Origin of the sequence: Streptomyces sp. NPDC052236, assembly GCF_044548015.1 — a bacterium.
GTDB lineage: Bacteria > Actinomycetota > Actinomycetes > Streptomycetales > Streptomycetaceae > Streptomyces.
Genome location: NZ_JBIUBL010000003.1, coordinates 121,080 through 147,605 on the forward strand (window position 1 = coordinate 121,080; position 26,526 = coordinate 147,605).

General features: G+C 70.2%; 23 protein-coding genes and 1 pseudogene. 6 read left to right on the plus strand and 18 right to left on the minus strand.

What is annotated here, in order from left to right; all coding sequences use genetic code 11:
* Positions 1–1,016: 1,016 nt before the first annotated feature.
* From cobT to ACIHCQ_RS07515, 7 genes and pseudogenes are all read right to left on the minus strand, one after another.
* Positions 1,017–4,256: a nicotinate-nucleotide--dimethylbenzimidazole phosphoribosyltransferase gene (gene cobT / locus ACIHCQ_RS07485; protein ID WP_399658818.1), complete on the minus strand. Its 3,240-nt coding sequence runs from the start codon at positions 4,254–4,256 to the stop codon at positions 1,017–1,019.
* Between the two features lie 337 nt (positions 4,257–4,593).
* Complete coding sequence (gene cbiE, locus ACIHCQ_RS07490; protein ID WP_399658820.1) at positions 4,594–5,856, minus strand: precorrin-6y C5,15-methyltransferase (decarboxylating) subunit CbiE; 1,263 nt, start codon at positions 5,854–5,856, stop codon at positions 4,594–4,596.
* A gap of 177 nt (positions 5,857–6,033) precedes the next feature.
* Complete coding sequence (locus ACIHCQ_RS07495; protein WP_399659165.1) at positions 6,034–6,681, minus strand: GNAT family N-acetyltransferase; 648 nt, start codon at positions 6,679–6,681, stop codon at positions 6,034–6,036.
* Between the two features lie 162 nt (positions 6,682–6,843).
* Positions 6,844–7,701, minus strand: a complete 858-nt coding sequence (locus ACIHCQ_RS07500; RefSeq protein ID WP_399658821.1) for a MetQ/NlpA family ABC transporter substrate-binding protein — start codon at positions 7,699–7,701, stop codon at positions 6,844–6,846.
* A 90-nt stretch (positions 7,702–7,791) separates the two neighbouring features.
* Positions 7,792–8,463, minus strand: a complete 672-nt coding sequence (locus tag ACIHCQ_RS07505; RefSeq protein WP_399658822.1) for a methionine ABC transporter permease — start codon at positions 8,461–8,463, stop codon at positions 7,792–7,794.
* Entirely contained in the window at positions 8,460–9,575 is a 1,116-nt protein-coding gene (locus ACIHCQ_RS07510) for a methionine ABC transporter ATP-binding protein (RefSeq protein ID WP_399658823.1), read from the minus strand. The genes ACIHCQ_RS07505 and ACIHCQ_RS07510 overlap by 4 nt, the downstream gene beginning before the upstream one ends.
* A 336-nt stretch (positions 9,576–9,911) precedes the next feature.
* Positions 9,912–10,090, minus strand: a pseudogene (locus tag ACIHCQ_RS07515) (HAD family hydrolase); the annotation flags it as partial.
* Positions 10,091–10,172: 82 nt separating this feature from the next.
* Between ACIHCQ_RS07515 and ACIHCQ_RS07520 the strand changes: the two are divergent.
* Entirely contained in the window at positions 10,173–10,532 is a 360-nt protein-coding gene (locus ACIHCQ_RS07520) for a hypothetical protein (RefSeq protein WP_399658824.1), read from the plus strand.
* A 6-nt stretch (positions 10,533–10,538) separates the two neighbouring features.
* Positions 10,539–10,970 carry a hypothetical protein gene (locus ACIHCQ_RS07525; RefSeq protein ID WP_399658825.1) on the plus strand — a complete coding sequence of 144 codons (432 nt, stop codon included), beginning with the start codon at positions 10,539–10,541 and terminating at the stop codon, positions 10,968–10,970.
* Positions 10,971–10,979: 9 nt separating this feature from the next.
* Here the strand turns inward: ACIHCQ_RS07525 and ACIHCQ_RS07530 are convergent, their stop codons facing one another.
* The 3 genes from ACIHCQ_RS07530 to ACIHCQ_RS07540 form a co-directional block, all read right to left on the minus strand.
* Entirely contained in the window at positions 10,980–11,483 is a 504-nt protein-coding gene (locus ACIHCQ_RS07530) for a GNAT family N-acetyltransferase (RefSeq protein WP_399658826.1), read from the minus strand.
* Between the two features lie 36 nt (positions 11,484–11,519).
* On the minus strand, positions 11,520–12,122 hold the full coding sequence (locus tag ACIHCQ_RS07535; RefSeq protein ID WP_399658828.1) for a sigma-70 family RNA polymerase sigma factor: 603 nt from the start codon (positions 12,120–12,122) through the stop codon (positions 11,520–11,522).
* 98 nt (positions 12,123–12,220) lie between these two features.
* On the minus strand, positions 12,221–13,405 hold the full coding sequence (locus ACIHCQ_RS07540; protein ID WP_399658829.1) for a glycerophosphodiester phosphodiesterase: 1,185 nt from the start codon (positions 13,403–13,405) through the stop codon (positions 12,221–12,223).
* A 228-nt stretch (positions 13,406–13,633) separates the two neighbouring features.
* Here ACIHCQ_RS07540 and ACIHCQ_RS07545 point away from each other — a divergent pair, with 228 nt between their 5' ends.
* On the plus strand, positions 13,634–14,323 hold the full coding sequence (locus ACIHCQ_RS07545; protein ID WP_399658830.1) for a lysophospholipid acyltransferase family protein: 690 nt from the start codon (positions 13,634–13,636) through the stop codon (positions 14,321–14,323).
* A gap of 18 nt (positions 14,324–14,341) precedes the next feature.
* Here the strand turns inward: ACIHCQ_RS07545 and ACIHCQ_RS07550 are convergent, their stop codons facing one another.
* The 3 genes from ACIHCQ_RS07550 to ACIHCQ_RS07560 form a co-directional block, all read right to left on the minus strand.
* Positions 14,342–15,886 carry an MFS transporter gene (locus ACIHCQ_RS07550; RefSeq protein ID WP_399658831.1) on the minus strand — a complete coding sequence of 515 codons (1,545 nt, stop codon included), beginning with the start codon at positions 15,884–15,886 and terminating at the stop codon, positions 14,342–14,344.
* 71 nt (positions 15,887–15,957) lie between these two features.
* On the minus strand, positions 15,958–17,385 hold the full coding sequence (argH, locus tag ACIHCQ_RS07555) for an argininosuccinate lyase (protein WP_399658832.1): 1,428 nt from the start codon (positions 17,383–17,385) through the stop codon (positions 15,958–15,960).
* Between the two features lie 58 nt (positions 17,386–17,443).
* Positions 17,444–18,637, minus strand: a complete 1,194-nt coding sequence (locus ACIHCQ_RS07560; protein WP_399658833.1) for an argininosuccinate synthase — start codon at positions 18,635–18,637, stop codon at positions 17,444–17,446.
* Positions 18,638–18,773: 136 nt separating this feature from the next.
* On the opposite strand from ACIHCQ_RS07560, the gene ACIHCQ_RS07565 reads away from it, so the two are divergent.
* Together ACIHCQ_RS07565 and ACIHCQ_RS07570 are read left to right on the plus strand one after the other, a co-directional pair.
* Positions 18,774–19,805, plus strand: a complete 1,032-nt coding sequence (locus ACIHCQ_RS07565) for an ATP-binding cassette domain-containing protein (protein ID WP_399658835.1) — start codon at positions 18,774–18,776, stop codon at positions 19,803–19,805.
* 70 nt (positions 19,806–19,875) lie between these two features.
* Positions 19,876–20,460 (plus strand): pyridoxamine 5'-phosphate oxidase family protein, encoded by a 585-nt coding sequence (locus ACIHCQ_RS07570; protein WP_399658837.1) that lies wholly within the window; start codon positions 19,876–19,878, stop codon positions 20,458–20,460.
* Positions 20,461–20,468: 8 nt separating this feature from the next.
* Here ACIHCQ_RS07570 and ACIHCQ_RS07575 read toward each other — a convergent pair whose 3' ends face one another.
* Genes ACIHCQ_RS07575 through argC form a run of 5 tightly spaced genes read right to left on the minus strand, consistent with a single transcriptional unit; the run spans position 20,469 to position 25,341 of the window.
* Positions 20,469–21,032, minus strand: a complete 564-nt coding sequence (locus tag ACIHCQ_RS07575) for an arginine repressor (RefSeq protein ID WP_399658839.1) — start codon at positions 21,030–21,032, stop codon at positions 20,469–20,471.
* A 10-nt stretch (positions 21,033–21,042) separates the two neighbouring features.
* Positions 21,043–22,239: an acetylornithine transaminase gene (locus ACIHCQ_RS07580; protein ID WP_399658840.1), complete on the minus strand. Its 1,197-nt coding sequence runs from the start codon at positions 22,237–22,239 to the stop codon at positions 21,043–21,045.
* The gene (gene argB / locus ACIHCQ_RS07585) at positions 22,236–23,135 is read right to left on the minus strand and encodes an acetylglutamate kinase (RefSeq protein WP_399658842.1); all 900 of its coding nucleotides are present in this window, start codon (positions 23,133–23,135) and stop codon (positions 22,236–22,238) included. Before argB ends, ACIHCQ_RS07580 begins: the two co-directional genes overlap by 4 nt.
* Positions 23,132–24,301: a bifunctional glutamate N-acetyltransferase/amino-acid acetyltransferase ArgJ gene (gene argJ / locus ACIHCQ_RS07590; protein ID WP_399658843.1), complete on the minus strand. Its 1,170-nt coding sequence runs from the start codon at positions 24,299–24,301 to the stop codon at positions 23,132–23,134. Before argJ ends, argB begins: the two co-directional genes overlap by 4 nt.
* The gene (gene argC, locus ACIHCQ_RS07595; protein ID WP_399658844.1) at positions 24,298–25,341 is read right to left on the minus strand and encodes an N-acetyl-gamma-glutamyl-phosphate reductase; all 1,044 of its coding nucleotides are present in this window, start codon (positions 25,339–25,341) and stop codon (positions 24,298–24,300) included. Before argC ends, argJ begins: the two co-directional genes overlap by 4 nt.
* 395 nt (positions 25,342–25,736) lie before the next feature.
* Between argC and ACIHCQ_RS07600 the strand changes: the two genes are divergently transcribed.
* Positions 25,737–26,414 carry a TnsA-like heteromeric transposase endonuclease subunit gene (locus ACIHCQ_RS07600; protein WP_399658845.1) on the plus strand — a complete coding sequence of 226 codons (678 nt, stop codon included), beginning with the start codon at positions 25,737–25,739 and terminating at the stop codon, positions 26,412–26,414.
* Positions 26,415–26,526: the final 112 nt, after the last annotated feature.

Below are 26,526 nucleotides of genomic sequence, written 5' to 3' on the forward strand. Positions count from 1 at the left end.
CCCGTCCCGCTCTTCCCCCCGGGGGGGCGGTGGACGTGGGGGCTACGCCCGCGAGGGACGCCAGCTGCGCGGCGGGGCGGCCCCTGGGGCCAGGGCACGCCGTTACGCGGCGTCCCCTGGCCGGGCGCATGGGCCGGACGCCCGCTTGGCCCCCCGGGAGGTCTCAGGGAGGGCGACCCCGGGGGCGAGGCTCCTGAGGACTGGGCTCGCGACGGGGACGCCGCTTCGCGGCCAACGCCCTCGCATCTGCGAGGGGCAGGGGGCGGTCACGAGAATCCGGTTGCGCCGGCTTCGCCGCGGGATCGCCCCCGGCATTCCTGAGCTCCGTCCTTGCGGGCCCGGCCTCCGGCGCGGCTCCAGCTCGGGCCAGGGCCTTTCCCGGCCCCGCCTCCCCCACGCCCTGGGAGACTCATGAAGATCTTGCTCGGGCTGCCCGGCTCACCCCGGATTGGCGTTAAATGTCAATCGGCTTGAACCGGTGCAAGCCGGGCGTGATTTCAAGGTCTTCAGTGGTCTCCCAGGGCGTGTTTCAGAAGTTTCTCCCCCTGGACTTCGTCCGGGGAACCCTCGACCCCGCGACGCCTGGCACGCTCCCCCAGAGCTTCGCCTGGGTGGGGGTCCCCAGCAAAGCGAGGGGGAGTGCCCCCACGCGGTGTTGGCGGTGTTGTCGGAGTCGCCCAAGTACCTGCCCCGGAGCTTCGCCTGGGGGTGCCCCCGTTCGTACGAGGGCGATCTCCCCCTGGCTTCGCCGGGGGACCCCCACCCGCGCGAAGCCAGGGGGGAGAAGCCAGAGGGAGCTATTCTCAAACACGCCCCAGCTGTGTTGTTCGGGGAGGTACGCCCAATCCCGGAACTGGGAAAACCCGGGCCCCCGCGGGCGGGGGACGTGGACGTACGGGCTCACGCCCCCGCCCTGGGGACCGCCGACTTCGCGGCGCGGCCGCCCCGCAAGCCGAGCACGCCATTACGCGGCGACATGCCCCGCCCTGAAGCAACGGACGGGGCACCTGCGACGTTTACTTCTCCGTCACGCCCGCCGAGTCGAACGTCGCCACCTCGTGCATCGCCCTCGCCGCGCTCTGGACCACCGGCAGTGCCAGCAGCGCGCCCGTGCCCTCGCCCAGGCGGAGGTCCAGGTCCACCAAGGGGCGCAGGCCCAGTTTGTTGAGGGCTGCCACATGGCCCGGCTCCGCGCTGCGGTGGCCCGCGATGCAGGCGGCCAGGGACTCCGGTGCGATCGCGCGGGCCACCAGCGCCGCCGCGCCCGCCGAGACGCCGTCCAGCAGCACCGGCGTACGCAACGACGCGCCACCCAGGATGAAGCCGACCAACGCCGCGTGCTCCAGGCCGCCGACCGCCGCGAGGACGCCGATCGGGTCCGCCGGGTCCGGGGCGTGCAGGTCCAGGGCGCGGCGTACCACATCGATCTTGCGGGCGTGCATCTCGTCGTTGATGCCTGTCCCGCGGCCCGTGACCTCGGCCGGGTCCTGGCCCGTGTAGACAGAGATCAGCGCTGCCGAGACGGTCGTGTTCGCGATGCCCATCTCACCGGTGATCAGCGCCTTGTTGCCCGCGGCCACGAGATCCCGCGCCGTCTCGATGCCGACCTCGACCGCCGAGAGCACATCTTCGCGGCTCAGCGCAGGGCCCGCCGTGAAGTCCGCCGTGCCCGCCCTGACCTTGCGCGGCAGCAGGCCCGGCGTGGCGGGCAGCTCTCCGGCAACACCCACGTCCACCACGCAGACCTCCGCCCCCACCTGGTTGGCGAACGCGTTGCAGACCGCCCCGCCGCCAAGGAAGTTGGCGACCATCTGCGCCGTCACCTCCTGCGGCCACGCGGTGACGCCCTGCGCGTGCACCCCATGGTCGCCCGCGAAGATCGCGACCACCGCGGGCTCCGGGATCGGCGGCGGGCACATCCGGGACAGGCCGCTCAGCTGCGCGGAGATGATCTCCAGCATGCCGAGCGCGCCCGCCGGCTTGGTCATCCGCTTCTGGCGCTCCCACGCCTCGCCGAGCGCCTTCGCGTCCAGCGGGCGGATGCTGGTGATGGTCTCCTGGAGCAGGTCGTGCGGCTCCTCGCCGGGCAGGGCGCGGCGGCCGTACGTCTCCTCGTGGACGACCCACGAGAGCGGACGCCGCTTGGACCAGCCCGCCTGCGTCAGCTCGGGCTCCTCCGGGAACTCGTCGACGTAACCGACACACAGATACGCGACGACTTCCAGGTGGTCCGGCAGTCCGAGCGTACGCACCATCTCGCGCTCGTCGAAGAAGCTGACCCAGCCGACGCCGAGGCCTTCGGCGCGGGCCGCGAGCCAGAGGTTCTCCACCGCGAGCGCCGAGGAGTACGGGGCCATCTGCGGCTGGGTGTGCCTGCCGAGGGTGTGACGCCCACCGCGGGTGGGGTCGGCGGTGACGACGATGTTCACCGGAGTGTCGAGGATCGCCTCGATCTTCAGTTCCTTGAACTGCTTGGCCCGGCCCTTGGGTAGCGAGTTGGCGTACGCCTCACGCTGGCCCTGCGCCAGTTCGTGCATCGTCCGGCGGGTTTCGGCGGAGCGGATGACGACGAAGTCCCAGGGCTGGGAGTGGCCGACGCTCGGGGCGGTGTGCGCGGCTTCGAGTACGCGCAGCAGTACGTCGTGCGGGATGGGGTCGGGGCGGAAGCCGTTGCGGATGTCCCGGCGTTCGCGCATCACGCGGAGTACGGCTTCGCGTTCGGCGTCGTCGTACGCGGGGGCGGGCGGTGTCCAGGCGGGGGCGGCCACGGGCGCGGGTTCCGGCGCGGGCTCGGGTGCCAGTTCCAGTGCGCGTTCCGGCGCGGGGGCCAGTGCCAGTGCCGGTGCGGGCTCCGGTTCCGGTGCTGGTTCCGGTGCCAGTTCTGGTACGAGTGCCGGCTCGGGTGCCGGTTCTGGCTCGGGTGCCAGTGCCAGTGCGGGTACGGGTACGGGCTCCGGTTCCGGTGCCGGTTCTGGTACGGGTACCGGCTCGGGTGCCAGTTCCGGCTCGGGTGCCAGTGCCAGTGCCGGCTGGGGTGCGAATTCCGGCTCAGGCTCAGGCTCAGCTTCCAGCTCGAGTACGGGTTCCGGTTCTGGTTCGGGTTCCGGCTCGGGAGCAAGCGCGGGCTCCGGCTCCGGTTCTGGCTCCGGTTCCGGCTCGGGAGCAGGCGCGGCTACGGGCTCCGCGGGAACCTCCGCGGCCACGATCACCTCGGCCACCGGCTCGGGCACGACCTCAGGCTGAGGCTCAGGCTCAGGCGTGAATTCCGGTTCCGGTTCCTGTTCCTGATCCGGTTGCGCCGGCACGGCGACCGGCGTCGGCGCGAGGTGCGGGGTCGTGGGCACCGAACCCTCTACGGGGACGAACTGCCCGGCGGGCGCGGCCTCGGCGACAACCGGCTCGGGCTCAGACTCGGGCTCAGACTCGGGCTCAGGCACAAGCTCCAGCACGGGCACGGGCTCCGGGACGACCGTTTCTGCGGGCGCCTCGGGCGGCATCTGGAACTGCGGAGGCTGGGCATCCCACGGCGCCCCGGCCTGCGGCGGAATCTCCCCCAGCTGCGGCCCCGGCAGCACGGCCGCCGCCTCCTCGCGCGGCATGCCGAGGTACTCCACACCGGTCGGGGGCGAAGCGGGGCTGGGCGCGGAGACGGGGACGGGAACGGCGTGCGACGGCGCACCCGCCGGACCGCGGTCGGCCAGCGAGCGCACCACGCCACCCGAAGTGTCGGGCAGCGGCGGCCCCATATGCAGCGGGCGGCGCGGGGGCGGCGGAGTCGGCGTGGCGGAAGGCGTGGCGGAAGCGGGCGGGACGAGGACGCCGTTGAGGTCGATGGAACCGGAGTCAGGGCCACCGGATGCGTGCGCGCCCGGCTCCTCGGCCACCGGCTGCGCCACAGGGGCAGCCTGGATCTCGGCCTGGACCTCTGCCTGGACCTCGGCCTCCACATACGTGGCAGCCGGAGCCGCAGCCGGAGCGAACGGCTCCGGGCTCGCGAACGCCTCGGCATAGTGCGACTCGGGCGCCACCGGCTCCGGCGCGGGAGCCCCGACGTACTGCTCGGGGACGGGCGGAACCAGCTGCGGGTCGCTCCACGCGCCCTGCGCCCCCGGCATCAGCAGGAGATCGTCTTCTTCGGAACCGTTCTCGGAGGGGTCCAGGAAGGTGTACGCGCCAGGAGCCGGGATACCCGGCTGCTCCACCATGCCTGCGTTCTCCGGCAGCCCGTCGCCCGGGATCTGGCCGGTGTCAGTCATGCGTACCCCTCGCCCATCGCTTGAACTCCTTCGCCCATCACCCGGGGCGCCCCGACCGCGGCACACCTGACGCCCGTCAACAAGAACGAGCGTGTGCGCCACGCGGCACGATGCCCCACGGACAGACACCACGCATTCTCGCGGCCGTTCGCCACCGTGGCACGGAGATCCGCCACGGGCCGCTGTGGGGTGCGCCACGTCGCGCGTCCCACCCGTTCGACGTACCACACACGGGAGCAAAGTGCCCACATTTTTCCGGACATTGGCGAACGAATCCATGAACGACCGGGTGCGGTACAACGATCGGCCAGCCTACCCCGCGCCGCGCGGCACAGGGTCAGTGGGCGCGATTCCGCTGCTGCCCTGAGAGCAGAAAGACGACGGAACGCTCCCGCTCCGCCCATGCCACGGTGTCCAGTTCGACGGACTGCAGCAGCGCGCACTCGACGGCATAACCGCCCGCCGCCAGCGCCGCGCCGATCGCCTCGGCCTGGTCGCGGGTCGAGGCGTGGGCCACGATGCGCTGGGGTCGCCGGTCGGCGCAGGCGGTCACCACCTCCGCTCCCCCGCCCCCGATCCGTACGACATCGGGCTCGGGAAGGCGCTCCAGCACATGCGGCGCACGCCCCTGGACGACCTGGAGCCGCACGCCGGAGCGCCGTGCCGTCGCCTCCGTACGGGCGCAGGCCGCCGGGTCGGCGTCGACGGCGATCACCGCGGCGCCGAAACGCGCCGCCTCAGCCGCGAGCGCCCCGCTGCCGGAGCCGATGTCCCAGACGAGGTCGCCGATGCGCGGCCCGAGGCGGGCCAGTTGGACGGCGCGCAGCTGCATCGACTCGCCCTCCCCCAGCCCGTCGGCACCAGCACCGGAGGTGGGCTCGGGCGGCAGTGCCCAGCCCCGTATCGGGGGCGGATAGCCGGGCTCGCGGCTCGCGATCCAGCCGGCGCCCGGCACCGACCCCGGCACCGATCCCGGCACCGCCCCCGCCACGCTCACCGCCCCGCCGATGACAATGACCACATTCGGGTCGCGCCAGACATGGTCGGCGGCCTTGTCGGAGGTGAGGACGGTGACCTGTTCGCGCTCGGTGCCGAGCTCCTCGCAGATGACGAAGGTACGGTGCACGCCGTCCAGCAGCAGGGCGAGCTCGGCGGGCCCGGCGCCCGGAGAGGTGAGGACGGCGACTTTGGCGTGCGCCCGGCACACATTGACCGCGCGGCGCAGCGTACGGCGGTGGGCGACGACGATCTGCGCGTCGTCCCAGGGCATTCCGGCGCGCGCGAAGGCCGTGGCGACGGAGGAGACCGCGGGTACGACCTCGACCTCAAGACCGTGCTGCGGCGCGCGCAGGGTGCGTACGACGCCGAAGAGCCCAGGATCGCCGTCGGCGAGGACGACGGCGCTGCCGCGGTGTCCGGCGATCCGGCGGGCCGCGAGGTCGACGCTGCCGAGCCGGATGCGTTCGGCGCCCGGCGGCACTTCGGGGAGCGCCAGGTGGTGTGCGGCTCCGGCCACCAGCGTGGCGGCGGAGAGGGCGGACCTGGCAGCTGCGGTGAGGGGCGAACCGTCCCAGCCGATCACCGTGACCCGGTCGGCCATCGTCGTCAGTCTCCTGAAAGTGGTCTGAAGTGGTCTGAAGTCGTCTGAAGTCGTCTGAAGTCGTCTGAAGTCGTCTGAGGTCGTCTGAGGTGATCTGAAGCGGTCGGAAATCGTCGCACGCCGGGGCAGCCCGCAGTGCGGGCATGGCGAGAGTACCCGGAGCGGCTGCCGCCGCCGTCAGCTCCAGTCGGGGAAGGAGGCGTAGCCCGCCTCAGCCAGCTGATCCACTACCCCGTCGAGGTCCTCGGGCAGCAGGCTCCAGACGATCAGGTCGGTGCGGATGTCGGCCCAGCTGCCGTCCTCCCGCTGCGTGCGCGCTATCCAGGCGTTCCGCAGCACACCCTCACTGATGCAGCCGATCTTCTGCGCGACCTGCTGGGACGCGGTGTTGTCGGCGGCTGTACGCAGTTCCATGCGCTCGAACTTCTGGTCCCGGAAGAGCCACTTGGCGACGGCGAGCATGGACTCGGTGGCGTATCCCTCGCCGCGCGCCCAGGGGGCGATGACATAGGACGCCTCGGTGGCGAGTGTGTGCCAGTCGGTGTTCCGCAGGTGGACGATGCCGACGAGCCGCTGCGTGAGGAACTCGGTGACCGCCAGGACGATGCCGCGGCCGTCCGTCCGCTCCGCGGGAGCGATGGCGCGGACCCACTCCTCCGCGTCGGCCGCCGTATACGGGTGTGGCACGGAGGTCCAGGCGGTGATCTGCTCGTCGTTCATCATCTCGGTGTGCGCCGGGATGTCGGCTTCCTCGAAGGGGCGCAGCACCAACCGCTCCGTGCTGATGGACACGTCCGGAAAGGTGGTAGTCATGCGCAGCTCCATGCCGAAGACCGAGGACCGCCAAACGGTCATAGCCGTAAAGGCCGTAAAGGCACAGCATGCAGCATTGGGCGGCGGATGCGCATGACCGGGTGGCGGTGCGGCAGGGCCCCGCGCCCTTCGGAGGGGTGCGCGGGGCCTCGGTCAAGCGGCTTGCCGCTGCCGCTAGTTGGCGGCGGTGCCGAAGGCCGGGACGACCGACCCGGCGTAGGTGTCCTCGATGAACTTCTTCACCTCGGGGGAGTTGAGCAGCCCGGCGAGCTTCGCCACGCGCGCGTCCTTCTCGTTGCCCTTCTTGACGGCGAGGAAGTTGGCGTACGGGTTGCCGTCCGACTTCTCCAGCACCAAGGAGTCTGTGGCGGGCTTGAGGTCGGCCTCGATGGCGTAGTTGCCGTTGATGACCGCGGCGTCCACGTCGTTCAGGGCGCGAGGCAGCGTGGCGGCCTCTATCTCCTTGAACTCCAAGCCCTTCTTGTCCTCGATGTCGGAGAGCTTGGCGTCCGAGCCGACGCCCGCCTTCAGGGTGATCAGGCCGTTGTCGGCGAGCAGCTTGAGTGCGCGCCCCTCGTTGGTGGTGTCGTTCGGTACGGCGACGGTGTGACCGGACTTGATCTCCTTGAGGTCCTTGACCTTCTTGGAGTAGAGGCCCAGCGGCTCCAGGTGCACATTGACGACCGGAACGATGTGGGTGTTGTTCTTCTTGTTGAAGTCGTCGAGGTAGGGCTTGTGCTGGAAGAAGTTGGCGTCCACCTGGCCGCCCTCGGTGGCCGTGTTCGGCAGGACGTAGTCCGTGAACTCCTTGACCTCCAGGTTCAGCCCGGCCTTCTTCGCCAGGTTGTCCTTGACGTAGTTGAGGATGTCGGCGTGCGGCGTCGGGGACGCGGCGACGACCAGCGTCTTGGACTCGTCGGCCGTGGCGCCCGCGGCGGAAGCGGAGGCAGGGTCGGAGGCGGTGCCGCAGGCGCTCAGGCCGAGGGCGAGGGCGGCGGAGGCAGCCGCGGCGAGCTTGATGTTCTTACGCACGAAGAGTGCCTCTTTCTGGTGGAACCGAGCGGGCCCGGACAAGGAGTGCGGGCTTCTGGTGGAGAGAGGGAGAAAGGCGGAGAGAGTCGGTCAGGAAGCGGTACGGCCGCGACGCGCCAGGAGCCGTACGACTCCGTCACCCAGAAGCTGTACGACCGTCACGATCGCGATCAGCACGACGACCGTGACCAGCATGAACGGGGTCTCGAAGCGCTGGAATCCGTACGTCACAGCCTTCGACCCGAGGCCCTCGCCGCCGACCGCGCCGGCCATCGCCGAGTAGCCGACGAGCACGATCACGGTGGTGGTGACCGCCGAGACGAGCGAGGGCAGGGCCTGCGGCAGCAGCACCTTGCGGACGATCGTCGGGACGGAGCCGCCCATCGACTGGACGGCCTCGACCAGTCCGTGGTCGACCTCGCGGATGGCGGTCTCGACCAGCCGGGCGAAGAACGGAATGGCGCCGATGGCGAGCGGCACGATCATCGCGGTGGGGCCGATGAAGGTGCCGACCACGAGCGTGGTGAAGGGGATCAGCGCGATCAGCAGAATGATGAACGGCAGTGAGCGGCCGATGTTCACGATCACGCCGACGACCTTGTTGACCGGGGTGTTCTGGAGCAGTCCGCCCTTGTCGGTGAGGACGAGCAGCACCCCGAGCGGCAGTCCGCCGGCGACGGTGACGAGGGCGGACCACAGCACCATGTAGAGGGTGTCGATAGTGCCCTGGCTGAGCAGCGGCTGCATTTCCGACCAGTTCACTTGGCGCCTTCCTTGGCGAGTACGGCGGCGAGTACGGCGCTCTGCTGGGGGTCGGACTCGACAGCCTCGACCTGGAGGCCCTGTTCCCGCAGGAAGCCGACCGGGACGACGTTGTCCTCGTACCGGCCGGGGAGTTCGATGCGCATCCGGCCGATCTGCTTGCCCGCGACGGTGTCCATCGCGGCGCCGAGAATCGAGATGTCGATGTTGTACGTACGGGAGAGCTGCGAGATCACCGGCTGGGTCGCGGCCTCACCGTGGAAGGTCACGTCCACGACCGTGCGGTCGGGGCCCGAGGCCTCGCCGCCCACCGGGAACAGCTCGTGCGCCAGCTCGGAGCCCGGTGTGGCGAGCAGTTCGCTGACCGTTCCGGATTCGATGATCTTCCCCTTCTTCATCAGGGCGGCCGAGTCGCAGACCGTCTTGACGACGTCCATCTCGTGCGTGATGAGCAGCACGGTCAGTCCCAGCTGCCGGTTGAGGTCGCGCAGCAGCTGGAGGATCGAGCGGGTGGTCTCGGGGTCGAGCGCGCTGGTCGCCTCGTCGGAGAGCAGCACCTTGGGGTCACCCGCGAGCGCCCGGGCAATGCCGACGCGCTGCTTCTGGCCGCCGGAGAGCTGCCCGGGGTATGCCTTCGCCTTGTCGGAGAGCCCCACCAGGTCAAGCAGTTCCAGCGCCTTGCGGGAGCGTTCGGTTCCCGAGGCGCCGAGGATCTCCAGGGGCAGCTCGACGTTGTCCTGGACGGTGCGCGAGGACAGCAGATTGAAGTGCTGGAAGACCATGCCGATACGGCTGCGCGCCGCACGCAGCTCCTTGCCCGCGCGCCGGCCGCGGCCGGCCAGGGCGGTGAGGTCCTGACCGGCGACGGTCACGGTGCCGGAGGTGGGGCGTTCCAGCAGGTTGACGCAGCGGATGAGGGAGGACTTGCCCGCGCCGCTCTGGCCGATGACGCCGAAGACTTCGCCTTCACGTACATGCAGGTCGACGCCGTCCAGAGCGGTGACCTCGCGGCCTCGTGACTGTTGGGCGCGGTAAATTTTCGTAAGGCCCGTAGTGGTGATCACAGGGGTTTCCGTCACTGTCGAGTGCGCGGCGCGGTGTCCGCCGGGCATGGGGCATTCGGGTTCTGACAGTCGTGCAGTTGCGCGCGATGCGGCTCGCGTCGGCGCATGCGTGCGCCCGACGTGTATCAGCGGAAGATTCAGAGCACGGGCGGCAGGCGCGACTGTCGGGTCTCGCGGGTCTCGCTTCGGGGCGTGAGACTCAGGCAGGGGGCCCTCAGATGGCGCACATTCGACACGGACAGGCAGCACCGGGCGTCGTGATCGCCTCGGTCGCAAGGGTGCGGCTGCTCGTCGTGGTCATGTCGGCAAGTAAAACAGACGGGCCTGCGCACGGAGCGCGGCAGTCCGAATAGCGGACGGCCGCGTTCCGGCATGTGGACGGGTTCATTCCGCCGTGCCGATCTCCACTCCCCCGTCCGTGACCTGCACGGACACGACCGAGAGGTCCCTGACGACCACATCGGCCACCAGCTCGGAACGCCGGTGTGTTGTGGCCAAGGCCACGGTCCGCATCCCCGCCGCGCCCCGAGCAGGAACGGCTCCGGGTCGGGCTTGCCGCGCGTGCTGACGGGCGGCGTGGGGACGTGGTGGGGACGTGTGGGGCCGCGCGCATCGGGCCTCACGGCGCGTAATACGCTCGGGGCCATGTTTGACGCCCTGACGGTCGCGGTCGCCGTGACCGCGCTCGCCCTCGCCGCCTGGTGCGGTTTCGCCGCCTACCGCGACCAACCCACCAAGGACTGGCACTTCATCGGCATGGCCGTGGTGTCGGTGCTGGCGTTCGCGCAGCTGGTGGTCGGGGTCGTGCGGCTGACGCGCGGTGAGAAGGCCGACGAAGGCTCGGTGATCTTCGTCTCGTATCTGATCGGGTCGTTCGCCGCCGTGCCCGCGGCGGGCTTCCTCTCCCTGACAGAACGGACCCGCTGGGGTTCGGTGACGGTCGCGGCCGGCGCGGTCGTCCTGGCCGTGCTCGAAGTGCGGCTCTACGACATCTGGAAGGGCTGACCGACGATGACCGAGACCGCCGACGGCGACAAGACCCGGCTGGTCCGCGGCCCCGGGCTGCTGCTGGTCTGGGTGTACGGAGTGATGTCGGTGGGCGCGGTGTCGCGCTCGGTCTACGAGATCCTCACCGACTACGACGCGGCGCCGCTCGCCCACACGCTCTCGGCGGTGGCGGCCGTGGTGTACGCGTTCATCACGTACACGCTGGTACGCGGCGGGGAGACGGCCCGCAGGGCGGCGCTGGTGTGCTGCGCCGCCGAGCTCACGGGCGTACTGATCGTGGGAACGTGGACGGTGCTCGATCCGTCCGCCTTCCCCGACTCGACGGTCTGGTCGGCATACGGGATGGGCTACGTCTTCATCCCGGTGCTGCTGCCGGTCACCGGGATCCTCTGGCTGCGCCGGTCCCGCGAGGGCGCGGCGCAGCAAGCAGAGTGAGCCGACGGACTAAGCGCTGGCGGCGTACGCCCCGGTCGCGGCCTCCTTCCCCAGTGTGACGACCATGAGCCGCGGGCCGACCCGCTCGGTGGTGACCGGCAGATAGCCGCGGCTGCGGTACAGCCGCAGTACGCCCTCGCTGCGGTGGCCGGTGAACAGCTGAAATCGCGCCACAGCCGGTTCCCCGGCGAAGTGTTCCTCGATCGCGTCGAGCAGCCGACCGCCCAGGCCATGTCGCTGCATCCGTGGATGGACGATGAGTTTGGCGATCCGGGCGGTGCCCTCCCCGTCGACCTTGCAGCGCACCGAGGCCACCACCTCCTCGCCCAGCCGTGCCACCAGGGCGTGGCCCTGCGCTATTTCGGCCCCCAGATCCTCCAGGGACTGTGTCAGAGGCTCGATTCCGTAGTCGCCGTACAGCTCGGCCTCGCTCTGGTAGCACAGGTACTGCAGCTTCAGGATGTGCTCCGCGTCCTGCGCCGCTGCTGCTGAGATGGTCACGCTCATGCCCATGTGCGCATGCCTCCCGCTCATCTGTCCGCCGGTTGTCTACCGCTCCTTTCCCCCGTGTTCAGAAGCGCCAACCTCTCTGGGCAGCATTCTGCGCAGGCACCCCAGGCAGCGGGACCGCATCGGACCCAGGCTGCCCTGTGCGATTCCCAGCGTCCCCGCGATCTCCCGGTAGGTCGGATCTTCGGGGGAGAGCATCGCGGTCAGCAGCCGCGGGCAGTTCCCTGGAGTACGCGCGACGGCGGCCCGCAGGGTGCGCCGCCACTCCGCCCGCAGCGCGGCGCGCTCGGGGCTGCCCACCGGTTCCGCCGAGCGGTCCTGGCCGACGGGGACCTGGCTGTACGGGAGTTCACGGGCGGCCGTACGCCGGGCCCGCCGCGCTTCGGCGCGTACGGCCGACCTGACCCAGCGGGCGGCGTCCGACGGCGGTCCGTCCCCGCCCAGCCGTTCCAGCAGCCGTACCCAGACAGCCTGTTCGAGGTCGCCGGGTTCCATGGCGGTGCCGGGGGCCTCGGCAGTGGCCTCGGCCCTGACCAACGAGTGCAGCGCGCTGACCACAAGGGCCCGGGCGTCGGCAGGGGTGTTTTCCAGGTCGGGCAGGTCTGGACGATCTGGAGAGTCGAGTAGGTCGAGAAGCGTCATGCCCGGCGGGACGTGCCGTCGCGCGGCATCGGTTGCCGTGCGACGGCACAGTCACCCGTACGGGCGGACAGGCCGTGTTTGAACGCTCAGCTGAACGCTCAGCCGCGGAAGTCGGCGGCGGCCAGCAGCCCCGTGTCCGGGTTGTCGGTGAAGATCCCGTCGATGCCGGTGTCGAAGTACGCCTTGAAAGCGCCGAAGGCATCCCCGTAGGCGTTGGGGTCGGTGCCGCGCCGGAAGTCGGCGGGCAGGAAACTGTTCTCGTTGCGCATCGTGTACGGGTGCAGGATCAGGCCCTGCGCGTGGGCGTCCCGTACGAGCGTCGTCGGCGTGGTCAGTTTGCCCGTCGCGTCCTTCGGGATGATCAGGTCGAGGGTCGGCCCGATGCCCTGCGCGTACGACGCGATCCGCTTCAGGCCCTCGGGCTTGATCAGGTCGGCGACCGTGCGCGGGTCGCCCGCCGCGGTGAAGTCCCACGGGCGGCTCGCCGCGCCGGAGAGCAGGACGACGCGCGGGCAGGAGACGAGATTGGCCATCCACTCCATGCTGCTCGGCTCGAACGACTGGAGGAAGACCGGGGAGTCGCGGCGGTCGCGTCCGTACCGGCGCAGCAGCTTGGCGAGCCGCTCCTCAAGGGCGAGCCCGAGCTTGCGGAAGTACGTGGGGTGCTTGGTCTCGACATGGAGCCAGACGGGGCGGCCGCGGCGGCGGCCCTCCTTGTCCGCCCAGCGCAGCACCTCCTCGAAGGTGGGGACGGTCCAGCGGCCGTCGTAGAGGGTGTTCTCCTGGCGGCTGGCGGGGATGCGCTCCTTGGCCCGCAGCGTCTTCAGCTCGGCGAGCGTGAAGTCCTCGGTGAACCAGCCCGTGACGCTGGTGCCGTCGATGGACTTGGTGGTCTTGCGGGAGGCGAACTCCGGGTGCGCCGCGATGTCCGTGGTGCCCGTGATGTCGTTCTCGTGACGGCATACAAGGTGGCCGTCCTTGGTCGGTACCAGGTCCTGCTCGATGACGTGCGCGCCCATGTCGAGCGCCAGCTGGTACGAGCCGAGGGTGTGCTCGGGCCGGTAGCCGCTGGCGCCGCGGTGGGCGATGACGGTCGGGGACGGCAGATCCTTGTACGAGGAGCCCTGGCCGCCCTTGCCGCCCTTGCTGCCCTGCTCGCTCCGGCGCTCGTCCGCCCACGCCGTCGCGGAGCCCGCTCCGACGCCGAGGGCTGCCGTCGAGAGCACCGCCGCCGCTCCCAGTACCGTCCTGCGTCCCGGAACCGCGCTCGCACCCTGTGTCATGGACGTACCTCCGTGTGATGTCCCGCACCTGTCAAACACGGGCCGATGGTAGGCAGCCGCCGCTTACCTGGGGCAGAGCCTGGGCAAACACAGCGGAAACACACGTCAACAGTGCGTATCGACTCGAAGTCTCGATGTGCGAAGCGCGGTGCCCCCCGGTACCGTACTCACCTGCACATACTTCGTCGGCCGTGGCCGTCCGTCCATGACGCTCCATGACACCCGTCCATGACTCCGGAGGACCCGTTGTCCCGCTTGATGCTCATCAAGGCAGTGCTCGGGCCGCTCCTGCGCCTGATGTTCCGCCCACGCGTGGAAGGCGCCGAGAACATCCCCGGGACGGGCCCTGTCATTCTCGCCGGTAACCACCTCACGTTCATCGACTCGTTGATTCTTCCGCTGGTCTGCAACCGCCGGGTGTACTTCATCGGCAAGGACGAGTACGTCACGGGCAAGGGCATCAAGGGCAAGGTCATGGCCTGGTTCTTCACGGGCTGCGGCATGATCCCGGTCGACCGCGACGGCGCCAACGGCGGCGTGGCCGCGCTGATGACCGGCCGCCGGGTGCTGGAGGAGGGCAAGCTCTTCGGCATCTACCCCGAGGGCACCCGCTCTCCCGACGGCCGGCTCTACCGCGGCCGTACGGGCATCGCGCGGCTGACGCTCATGACGGGCGCGCCCGTGCTGCCGTTCGCGATGATCGGGACCGACAAGGTGCAGCCGGGCGGCGCGGGCATGCCGCGTCCTGGCCGGGTGACGGTCCGCTTCGGCAAGCCGATGGAGTTCTCGCGGTACGAGGGCATGGGCCGCGACCGCTATGTGCTGCGCGCGGTCACGGACTCGGTGATGACCGAGGTCATGGAGCTGTCGGGCCAGGAGTACGTGGACATGTACGCGACCAAGGCGAAGGCTGCCTGACCCGGTCGCAGCGGCTGCTCAGGGGGGTTCGAGCCCCTCGGCGAGCTTCTGGCCGCGCAGCAGGAACCAGGCGGCGGCGGCCGTGGCGAAGAGTACGGCCGCGCCGACCGCGGCAGCCGTCGTGAGGCCGTCGGTGAAGGCGTCCTGTGCCGCCGCCAGCATGGCCTCGCCCTGTTCGCGCGGCAGGTCCTTGGCCGACTCGACCGCGCCGCCCAGTGACTCGTGCGCGGCGGCTGCCGCGTCGGCCGGGACGCCCGGCGGCGCGGTGAAGCCGCGGTAGACGCCGGTCACGATCGAGCCGAGCAGCGCGATGCCGAGCGCCGCGCCGAGTTCGTACGCCGTCTCGGACACCGCCGATGCCGCGCCCGCCTGCTCCCTGGGGACGGTGGAGAGGATGACGTCGGCGGTCACGGTGAAGGCGAGGCCCGCTCCCGCGCCGCCGACGAACAGCGCCACGCCCAGCGCCACCGCGCCGGTGGACGCGGTGATCGCCGTACAGGCGGCCAGCGCGATGGCGATCGCGGCCAGACCGCCGGACACCGCGCCGCGTACGGAGCCTCTGCGGGCGATCAGGCCCGCCAGCAGGCCAGCGCCCACCGCGCCGACCGCGGCGGGCAGTTCGACAAGGCCCGCCTCCAAGGGCGAGCGGACCTGCACGAGTTGCAGGAACTGGCCGAGGAAGAAGACCAGACCGGACAGGCCGAGGATGGTCAGCAGGTCGGCGAGGACCGCGCCGGAGAAGCCCCGGTGGTGGAAGAGCCGCATGTCCAGCAGGGGCGAGTCCAGTGTCAGCTGCCGCCGGGAGAACCAGCCCAGCGCGGTCAGTCCGACGGCCGCTGCCGCCGCGCTGTCCCAGCGCAGACCGTACGCCGCCGCTTCCTTGACGGCGTAGACGACGCTGACCATGCCGATGAGTGAGAGGGCTACGCTGATCAGGTCCCACGGTCCGGGGTTCGGGTCGCGGGACTCGGGCAGCAGCCTGATGCCGACGAGCACCAGCACGGCCATCACGGGCAGGTTGATCAGGAAGACCGAGCCCCACCAGAAGTTCTCCAGCAGAATGCCGCCGACGACGGGCCCGACCGCGGCGCCCGCGGAGGCCGCCGCGCCCCAGATGCCGACGGCGAGGCTGCGCTCCTTGGGGTCGTGGAAGATATTGCGGATCAGCGCGAGGGTGGACGGCATCAGGGTGGCGCCCGCGACGCCGAGCAGCGCCCGCGCGAGAATCATCAGCTCCGCGCTGGTGGCGTACGCGTTGAGCACGGACACCGCGCCGAACGCGACCGAGCCGATCAGCAGCAGCTTCTTGCGTCCGATGCGGTCGCCGAGGCTGCCCATCGAGACGAGCAGACCGGCGATGACGAAGGAGTAGACATCGCCGATCCACAGGAGCTGGGTGCTGGAGGGCTTGAGATCCTCGCTGAGGAACGGCGTGGCGAGGCCGAGTACGGTCGCGTCGACGGCGATCAGCAGCACAGCCAGTACGAGCACGGCGAGCGCGAGCCACCGGCCGGGGCCGGACAGTGTTTCGGGCTCTCCCGCCCGCTGGTCGGTCCGGGTCATTATCCCACGCTGCGTCGTACGCCGCCGAGCGGCAACTCGGCAATCAGGTACGTCGGCGCTCCCGCGTGGCGCTACTTCTTGGCGGTGGCCCAGGCGTGCTGGACCACCAGGTCAGCCTTGATCTCGGCCAGTTGGACGGCGACGGCCGACGGCGCCGTACCGCCACGACCGCTGCGGGACGCGAGCGCGCCGGGGACGTTGAGGACCGTACGCACCTCGGGCGTGAGGTGCTCGGAGATCTGGGCGAACTGCGCGTCGGTGAGCTGGTCGAGCTCGATGCCCTGGCCCTCGCACACCTTGACGCACTCACCCGCGACCTCGTGCGCGTCCCGGAACGGCACACCCTGCTTGACCAGCCACTCCGCGATGTCCGTGGCGAGCGAGAAACCGGCCGGGGCCAGCTCCTCCATCCGCTCCCGGTTGACGGTGAGCGTGGCCATCATGCCGGTGAACGCGGGGAGGAGGACTTCCAGTTGGTCGCAGGAGTCGAAGACCGGCTCCTTGTCCTCCTGGAGGTCGCGGTTGTACGCGAGCGGCAGGGCCTTCAGAGTCGCGAGCAGCCCCGTCAGATTGCCGATGAGCCGCCCGGACTTGCCGCGCGCCAGTTCCGCGATGTCCGGGTTCTTCTTCTGCGGCATGATGGAGGAGCCGGTCGAGAAGGCGTCGTGCAGGGTCACGAAGGAGAACTCCTTCGTGTTCCAGATGATGATCTCCTCCGCGATCCGCGAGAGGTTGATGCCGATCATCGCGGTGATGAACGCGAACTCGGCGACGAAGTCGCGCGAGGCCGTGCCGTCGATGGAGTTGGCCGACGAGCCGCGCTCGAAGCCGAGGTCGGCCGCCACGGCCTCGGGGTCGAGCCCGAGCGAGGAACCGGCCAGCGCCCCGGAGCCGTACGGCGATACGGCCGTGCGCTCGTCCCACTGGCGCAGCCGCTCCGCGTCCCGCGACAGGGACTGGACATGGGCCAGGACATGGTGGGCGAACAGGACCGGCTGGGCGTGCTGGAGGTGCGTACGGCCCGGCATGGCGACGTCGGAGTGCGCTTCGGCCAGGCCCACCAGCGCGTCCTGGAGCCCGGCGATCAGCCCGCCGATGACGCGGGCGTGGTCGCGCAGATACATCCGGAAGAGCGTGGCGACCTGGTCATTGCGGGACCGTCCGGCGCGGAGCTTGCCGCCGAGGTCCGGGCCGAGGCGCTCGAGCAGCCCGCGCTCCAGCGCGGTGTGGACGTCCTCGTCGGCGATCGTGCCCACGAAGGAGCCGTCCGCGACATCCGCCGCGAGCTGGTCGAGTCCGGCCAGCATGCGCGTCAGCTCGTCCTGGGTGAGCAGGCCCGCCTGGTGGAGCGCGCGTGCGTGCGCGCGGGAGCCGGCGATGTCGTACGGCGCGAGACACCAGTCGAAGTGAACCGACGCGGAGAGTTTCGCCAGCGCCTCGGCGGGGCCGTCGGCGAACCGGCCGCCCCACAGACGTACGTCACCGTTGTTGCTGCTCACTGCTGATCGAGCTCCTCGGGAGGGGAGGTGGATGTCGTACGCGAGAGGCTATCGGCGCTCAGGCGAGGTCGCGCCGTGCGGCGATCTTCGATGACAGGCCGAAGATCTCGATGAAGCCCTGCGCCTTGGACTGGTCGAAGGTGTCGCCCGAGTCGTACGTCGCGAGGTTGAAGTCGTACAGCGACTCGTCCGACTTCCGGCCGGTGACGACCGCGCGACCGCCGTGCAGGGTCATCCGGATGTCGCCGGTGACGTGCTGGTTGGCCTCGTTGATGAAGCCGTCCAGGGCGCGCTTGAGCGGCGAGAACCACAGGCCGTCGTAGACCAGCTCGCCCCAGCGCTGCTCGACCTGCCGCTTGTAGCGGGCCAGCTCGCGCTCGACGGTGACGTTCTCCAGCTCCTGGTGGGCGGTGATCAGCGCGATCGCGCCCGGGGCCTCGTACACCTCACGGGACTTGATGCCGACCAGCCGGTCCTCGACCATGTCGATCCGGCCGATGCCCTGCGCGCCCGCCCGCTCGTTGAGCTGCTGGATCGCCTGGAGGACGGTGACGGGCCTGCCGTCGATGGCGACCGGGACGCCCTCCTTGAAGGAGATGACGACCTCGTCGGCCTCGCGCGGCTCCGCCGGGTTCGAGGTGTACTCGTAGATGTCCTCGATCGGACCGTTCCAGATGTCCTCCAGGAAGCCGGTCTCGACGGCGCGCCCGAAGACGTTCTGGTCGATGGAGTACGGCGACTTCTTGGTGGTCGCGATCGGGAGCTGCTTCTCCTCGCAGAAGGCGATCGCCTTGTCCCGGGTCATGGCGTAGTCGCGGACCGGGGCGACGCACTTCAGGTCGGGGCCGAGCGCGGAGATACCGGCCTCGAAACGCACCTGGTCATTTCCCTTGCCGGTGCAGCCGTGAGCGACGATGGAGGCGTTGTGCTTCCTGGCGGCGGCGACGAGGTGCTTGACGATCGTGGGCCGGGAGAGCGCCGAGACCAGCGGGTAGCGGTCCATGTAGAGGGCGTTCGCCTTGATCGCCGGGAGGCAGTACTCGTCGGCGAATTCATCCTTGGCGTCGGCGACCTCGGCCTCGACGGCACCGCAGGCGAGCGCGCGCTTGCGGATGACATCCAGGTCCTCGCCGCCCTGGCCGACATCCACGGCAACCGCGATGACCTCGGCGCCCGTCTCCTCGGCGATCCAGCCGATGGCGACGGAGGTGTCCAGACCGCCGGAGTAGGCGAGTACGACGCGCTCGGTCACGAGTTTTCTCCTTACGGTGCATTCGGTGATGGAATAAGTATGCACTCCCCCGTATGTTTCGTCAACGCGGTCGATCGATGGCCCGACCGACCAGAAGCCCGGCCGGTGAACGACGAGTGGCGGCCGGGGCGATCCCGTGCCAACACGCCGTGGCGCACGGGCAAGCCGCGCGGAACAGCGGGAAGCTGACCGTATCGGCGACCGGGCCAGGTCCGCGTACCGGCAGAGCCTGCGTGTGGGGGCGCTGGACGCGGTGGTGTCGCCCGCGATCATGCTGACGATCAACGGGTCGTTTCTGGTGGCTGCTGGTCGCGGCCTGCGGGTGGCCGACCAGCAGGAGTCCGTCGCCGATCTGGCGGCGTTCCTGCTGTACATGCTCTACCTGATGGGGCGTCGGGGCCCTCTTCCAGGCGCTCTCCACCATGCGGCAGGGGACCTGCCGGGTGAGCGGGAGGACGGCGTGGCTCCCGCGGCGGCACGCCCGGCCACGCGGCCGACGCCCGTGCTGGAGTTCCAGGACGTGTGGTTCGGCTACGAACCCGGCCACCCCGTGCTGCGCGGACTGTCCTTCCAGGTGGAGCAGCGCGCCCATGTCGCGCTGATCGGCTGCTCGGGAGCGGGCAAGTCCACCGTCTTCGCGCTCGCCGAGCGGTTCTACGACCCCGATGCGGGCCGGGTGCTGTGCGAGGGCCAGGACGTACGGGCCGTCGGCCGGGCCGGGCACCGGGCGCGGATCGGGCTCGTGGAGCAGCACGCCCCGGTGCTGTACGGCACGCTCCGGGAGAATCTGCTGTACGCCGCGCCGGACGCCCGCCCGGACGAGCTGGAGCGGGTGATCGAGCTGGCGCGGGTGATCAAGCTGGTGTCCCGGCTGCCCCGGGGTCTGGACACCCGGACGGACGAGCGCGGCATGACGCTGTCCGGCGGCGAACGCCGGCGGATCGCCCTCGCCCGCTCGCTGCTCGCCCGGCCCGCCCTGCTGCTGCTGCTGGACGAACCGACGGCGCATCTGGACGCGGTGAGCGAGGCGGCGCTGCGCCGTTCGATCCGGCAGGTCTCGCGTGAGTGCGCTCCGCTGGTGATCGCGCACCGGTACTCAGCCATCCGGGCGGGCGGACCTCATTGTCGTGCTGGACGGCGGGCGGACCATCGCCGCCGGCACGCATGAGGAGCTGCTGGACACGAGCGGCCACTACCGCTCCCTGTGGCGCGCCCGGACAGTGCCGGATAATCCCCCCATGGGACAACGATATGAACGCATCGACGGCCGGATACGCGACTTCATCGAAGAGCAGCACATCTTCTTCACCGCCACGGCGCCGCTCTCCGGCGACGGCACGGTGAACCTCTCGCCCAAGGGCCTCACGGGCTCCTTCGCCGTGATCGACGACGTCACGGTCGCGTATCTCGACTTCGCGGGCAGCCACAACGAAACCATCGCCCACCTGCGCGAGAACGGCCGCATCACCCTCATGTGGTGCGCCTTCCAGGGGCCGCCGACCATCGTGCGCGTGCACGGGCGCGGCGAGCCCGTCTTCCGGGACGATCCGCGCTGGAGCGGACTGCTCGCGCACTTCCCGTCCATCGACACCGTTCCGCACGGCCTGCGCGCCATCGTTGTCGTCCATGCCGAACACGTCCGCGACAGCTGCGGGTTCGCCGTTCCGTACATGACGTACGACGACGACCGCGAGCTGCACGCGAAGCGCTTCGCGCGCGAGGACGACGCCTCGCTCGGCAGCTACTTCGAGAAGAAGGCGGACATCGCCACCAGCATCGATGGCTTGCCCGGACTGCCCCTCCCGCTGCCGCCGACTCCCTGACGGATCGTCTAGCTCTCCTTCTCGGCCAGGCGCAGCAGATGGTCCGCGAGCGCCTGGCCGCCGAGCGGGTCGCGGCTGATGAGCAGCAGCGTGTCGTCGCCCGCGATCGTGCCGAGGATGTCCCGCAGTTCGGCCTGGTCGATGGCCGAGGCGAGGAACTGGGCCGCGCCCGGGGGCGTACGCAGTACCACGAGGTTGGCCGAGGCCTCGGCGGAGATCAGCAGTTCGCCGGAGAGCCGCCGCATGCGTTCCTCCTTGGCGGACTCGCCGAGCGGGACGTGCGGGGTGCGGTAGCCGCCCTCGCTGGGCACCGCGTAGATCAGCTCGCCGCCGGTGTTGCGGATCTTCACCGCGCCCAGTTCGTCCAAGTCGCGGGAGAGCGTCGCCTGGGTGACGCTCAGTCCGTTGTCGGCGAGGAGCTTGGCCAGCTGGCTCTGCGAGCGCACCGGCTGCCGGTTGAGGATGTCCACGATCCGGCGGTGGCGGGCTGTGCGGGTCTGCGGTACGGCGGGCCCGCCGTGGTCGACGTGTTCCGCTTGTTCAGTGTTCTCGGAGGACCGCGCCTCAGTCATCGTCGTCGTCTCATTCCCCGGATCGTCCTTCCCCGTACACACCACTGAGAACACCGGGCAGCGCTTGGAGGAACGCGTCCACTTCCGCGTCACCGATGATCAGCGGCGGCATGAGCCGTACGACATCGGGGGCGGGGACGTTCACCAGGAAACCGGCACTCTGAGCCGCCTGCTGCACCTGAGGCGCGAGGGACTCCGTGAGCACGATACCCAGCAGCAGGCCGGCGCCGCGGACATGGGAGACCAGCGGGTGGCCGAGCCCCTCGATTCCGTCGCGCAGTTTCTCGCCGAGCCGCTTGACCTGGTCGAGGATCTGGCCGGAGGCGAGGGTGTCCAGAACGGCCAGTCCGGCGGCGCAGGCGACCGGGTTTCCGCCGAACGTCGTACCGTGCTGACCGGGCCGCAGCAGGTCGGCAGCCGGACCGAAGACAAGGGCCGCGCCGATCGGGAGCCCGCCGCCAAGACCCTTGGCGAGCGTGACGACATCGGGCTCGACGCCCTGGTGCGCCTGGTACTCGAACCAGTGGCCGGTCCGCCCGATGCCCGTCTGGACCTCGTCCAGGACGAGCAGCGTGCCGGTGGCGCGGGTGATCTCCCGGGCGGCCTCCAGGTAGCCCTTGGGCGGGACGACCACGCCGTTCTCGCCCTGGATGGGCTCGATGATCAGCAGCGCGGTCTCTTCGGTCACCGCGGCCCGCAGCGCCGCCACATCGCCGTACGGAACGTGTGTGACGTCGCCGGGCAGCGGCAGGAACGGGTGCTGCTTGGCCGGCTGGCCGGTGAGCGCGAGGGAGCCCATGGTGCGGCCGTGGAAGCCGCCGAGGGTGGCGACCATGTGCGTACGGCCCGTCAGCCGCCCGATCTTGAAGGCGGCCTCGTTGGCCTCCGCGCCGGAGTTGCAGAAGAAGACGCGGCCGGGGCGCCCGGAGAGCTGGATCAGCCGCTCGGCCAGGGCGATGGGCGGCTCGGCGATGTAGAGGTTGGAGACATGGCCGAGGGAGGCGATCTGCCGGGATACGGCCGCGACGACGGCGGGGTGGGCGTGGCCGAGCGCGTTGACGGCGATGCCGCCGACGAAGTCGGTGTACTCGGTGCCGTCGGCGTCGCGGACCATGGTGCCCTCGCCGTGGACGAGCGACAGCTTGGGTGTGCCGTAGTTGTCGCTCATCACGCCCTGCCAGCGCTGTGTGAGCTCCTCGTTGCTCATGATTCTCCCTGTCCGTCGGGCACGACCATGGTGCCTATGCCTTCGTCGGTGAAGATTTCCAGCAGGATCGAGTGCTGGACCCGGCCGTCGATCACGCGGGCGGTGTTGACCCCGTTGCGTACGGCGTGCAGGCAGCCCTCCATCTTGGGGACCATGCCGCTGGAGAGGTCGGGCAGCAGCTTCTCCAGCTGGGTGGCGGTGAGCCTGCTGATCACTTCGTCGCTGTGGGGCCAGTCCTCGTAGAGGCCCTCGACATCGGTGAGGACCATCAGCGTCTCGGCGCCGAGCGCGGCGGCGAGCGCGGCGGCGGCGGTGTCGGCGTTGACGTTGTAGACGTGGTGGTCGTCGGCGGAGCGCGCGATCGAGGAGATGACCGGGATGCGGCCGTCGTCCAGGAGTGCCTGGATGGCGCCGGTGTTGATCTCGGTGATCTCGCCGACGCGGCCGATGTCGACCAGCTCGCCGTCGATCCGAGGCTGGTGCTTGGTGGCGGTGATGGTGTGCGCGTCCTCGCCGGTCATGCCGACGGCGAGGGGGCCGTGCTGGTTGAGCAGCCCGACGAGCTCGCGCTGCACCTGACCGGCCAGCACCATCCGTACGACGTCCATGGCCTCGGGGGTGGTGACCCGCAGGCCGGCCTTGAACTCGCTGACCAGGCCTTGTTTGTCGAGCTGGGCGCTGATCTGGGGGCCGCCGCCGTGGACGACGACCGGCTTGAGGCCGGCGTGGCGCAGGAAGACGACGTCCTGGGCGAAGGCGGCCTTGAGGTCCTCGTCGATCATGGCGTTGCCGCCGAACTTGATGACGACGGTCTTGCCGTTGTGCCGGGTCAGCCAGGGCAGGGCCTCGATGAGGATCTGGGCCTTGGGCAGCGCGGTGTGCTTGCGGGTGCTCATGAGGAGTACGCGCTGTTCTCGTGGACGTAGTCGGCGGTGAGGTCGTTGGTCCAGATCACCGCGGACTCGGCGCCGGCGGCGAGGTCGGCGGTGATCCTGACCTCGCGGTAGCGCATGTCGACCAGCTCGCGGTCCTCGCCGACGCTGCCGTTCCGGCAGACCCAGACGCCGTTGATGGCGACATTGAGCAGGTCGGGCTCGAAGGCGGCGCGGGTGGTGCCGATGGCGGAGAGCACCCGGCCCCAGTTGGCGTCCTCGCCGTGGAGGGCGCACTTGAGGAGGTTGTTACGGGCGATGGAGCGGCCCACCTCGACGGCGTCGTCCTCGGTGGCCGCGTTGATCACCTCGATGCGGATGTCCTTGCTGGCGCCCTCGGCGTCGCCGATCAGCTGGCGGGCGAGGTCGGCGCACACGGTCCGTACGGCGTCGGCGAAGTCCTCGTAACCGGGGGTGATCTCGGCGGCTCCGGAGGCGAGCAGCAGCACGGTGTCGTTGGTGGACATGCAGCCGTCGGAGTCGATGCGGTCGAAGGTCAGCCGGGTGGAGTCGCGCAGGGCCTTGTCGAGGGTGGCGGCATCGACGTCGGCGTCGGTGGTGAGGACGACCAGCATGGTGGCGAGGCCGGGGGCGAGCATGCCCGCGCCCTTGGCCATGCCGCCGACGGTCCAGCCGTCCTTGGTGACCACGGCGGTCTTGTGGACGGAGTCGGTGGTCTTGATGGCGATGGCGGCCTTCTCCCCGCCGTGCGGGGAGAGGGCGGCGGCGGCGTGCTCGATGCCGGGGAGGAGCTTGTCCATCGGGAGGAGCAGGCCGATGAGACCGGTGGAGGCGATGGCGATCTCGCCGGCGCTCTGCCCCAGGACATCGGCGGCCTTTTCGGCGGTGGCGTGGGTGTCCTGGAAGCCCTGGGGGCCCGTACAGGCGTTGGCGCCGCCGGAGTTGAGGACGACGGCGGTGACGTCGCCGCCGCGGAGGACCTGCTCGGACCACAGGACGGGGGCGGCCTTGACGCGGTTGGAGGTGAAGACGCCGGCGGCGGCGCGGCGGGGACCGTTGTTGACCACGAGGGCCAGGTCCGGATTGCCGCCCTTTTCATTGTTAAGGGGGGCCTTGATCCCGGCGGCGATGCCCGCGGCCGTGAATCCTTTGGCTGCCGTGACGCTCACGGTGCGACTCCGATCGTCGAAAGTCCCATGTCCTCAGGAAACCCGAGGGCGATGTTCATGCTCTGGACCGCGCCGCCCGCGGTGCCCTTGGTGAGGTTGTCGATGGCGCTGATCGCGATGATGCGGTGGGCGGCCTCGTCGTACGCGACCTGGAGCTGGACGGCGTTCGATCCGTACACGGACGCGGTGGCGGGCCACTGTCCCTCGGGCAGGAGGTGGACGAACGGCTCGTCCTGGAGTGCCTTCTCGTACGCGGCTCGTACGGACTGGGCGCTCACTCCGGGCCTGGCCTTCGCGCTGCATGTGGCGAGGATGCCGCGGGCCATGGGCGCGAGGGTCGGCGTGAAGGAGACGATGACGCGCTCCCCCGCCGCCGCGCTCAGGTTCTGGATCATCTCGGGGGTGTGGCGGTGGCCGCCGCCGACGCCGTACGGGCTCATGGAGCCCATCACCTCGGAGCCGAGCAGATGCGGCTTGAGCGCCTTGCCCGCGCCGGAGGTGCCGGTCGCGGCGGTGATCACGGCCTCGGGCTCGGCGAGCCCCGCCGCGTACGCGGGGAACAGCGCGAGCGAGACGGCGGTGGGGTAGCAGCCGGGCACGGCGATCCGCTTGGTCCCCGCCAGCGCGGCGCGGGCGCCGGGCAGCTCGGGAAGCCCGTAGGGCCAGGTCCCGGCGTGCTCAGAGCCGTAGAACGCCTCCCAGTCGGCGGCGTCCTTGAGCCGGAAGTCGGCGCCCATGTCGACAACGAGGACGTCGTCGCCGAGCTGCTCGGCGACAGCGGCGGACTGGCCGTGCGGGAGGGCGAGGAAGACGACGTCATGGGGCTGGTCCGGCGGCCCGGCGAGCACCTCGGGGGTGGTCGCCTGGAGCACCCGTCCGGCGAGCGGCAGCAGGTGCGGCTGCAGTGCGCCGAGCTGCTGGCCCGCGTTGGAGTTGGCGGTGAGGGCGCCGATCTGGATCTCGGGATGGGTGAGGAGCAGTCGGAGCAGTTCTCCGCCTGCGTAACCGCTTGCTCCTGCCACTGCCGCGCGTATCGCCATCAAACCCTCCATCGATCGATGGCATGACTATACGCAACACCGCAGTTTTATGCAATCACGGTCGGAGCGCCCCGGTAGCCCATTGTGACTGAGCGGCCGAGTTGGCCCTTTAGCGCTTGAGTTGGCCCCGCTGAGCGTTGGTGTTGGCACGCAGGGTAGCGGTTGGTGCGCTGACCTGCTGGGACTTCGAGAGAAGCCGTACGGGAAGCGGCGCAAGCGCGCTGTTCTGGGGGCATGACGGTTACGGTCCACGCTCCGGAGATCGAATCCCGCCCGATTTGGTCGCACAGCTGCGTCCTGGATGACCTCGTCGTGCCGTACGCCATCCGGCGGTGGTGGAGAGGCTGGACACAGAGTCCGGGTGGGCCCGCCGGTGGACGGCGAGGTGGAAGACCGTGCAGGCGGAGGTCATCTGCCCGGTCCAAGAGCTGGCCGGTGTCCCGGCCATTGCGTCGGTGCCAGTTCGCGGCTTCACCTGGCGGGCGGGTCAGCGGCACCGTCCCGGACTGCAGTACCTGCTGGCCACGGGTCGGATGCATGGCTTCGAGAGCCTGGCCGAGCGGAATCTGCTGCTTGCCCTGGACTTCGCCGGCGAGGTGGTGGAGGTGTTGTCGCAACCGTTCAAGATGCGGTTCACGACTGCGGACGGCAGTGAGGATCACACGCCGGACTTCCTGGTGCTCTTGCCCGATACGGCTGTGCTGATCGATGTCCGACCCGGTCATTTGATCAAGGACAAGGATCTGGTGAAGTTCGCCGCAACGAAGTGGGCAGCTGGTGCGGTGGGGTGGCACTACCTGGTGGCGTCCGGCTGGCGCCGCCAGGTCCTGACCGGCCTTGATGCGCTGTCCGCACGGAGGCGCCCGATGTCCGACCGCCTCGGGCTTCAAGGAGAACTGCTGGGGCTGGTACGGGAACGTCCTCGGCGGTTCGGAGAGCTGACAGAGGAGACGTCGCTGCCTGCGGTGGCTCGCGTACATGCGGTTCACCTTCTCTGGCACCGCCGACTGGCGATGGACCTAACCCAGCCGCTGGACTATGCCACGTGGATCTATCCCGTGGGGAGGGCCTAATGGACGGTGGGCGGCAGCGGCCTCGGCATGAGGATCTTGAAGAGCACGACCTGACGCGGGCCCGGATTCGGATGGCGCATCTGCTGGAGGTGGAGACGGGCTACCGCAGTGG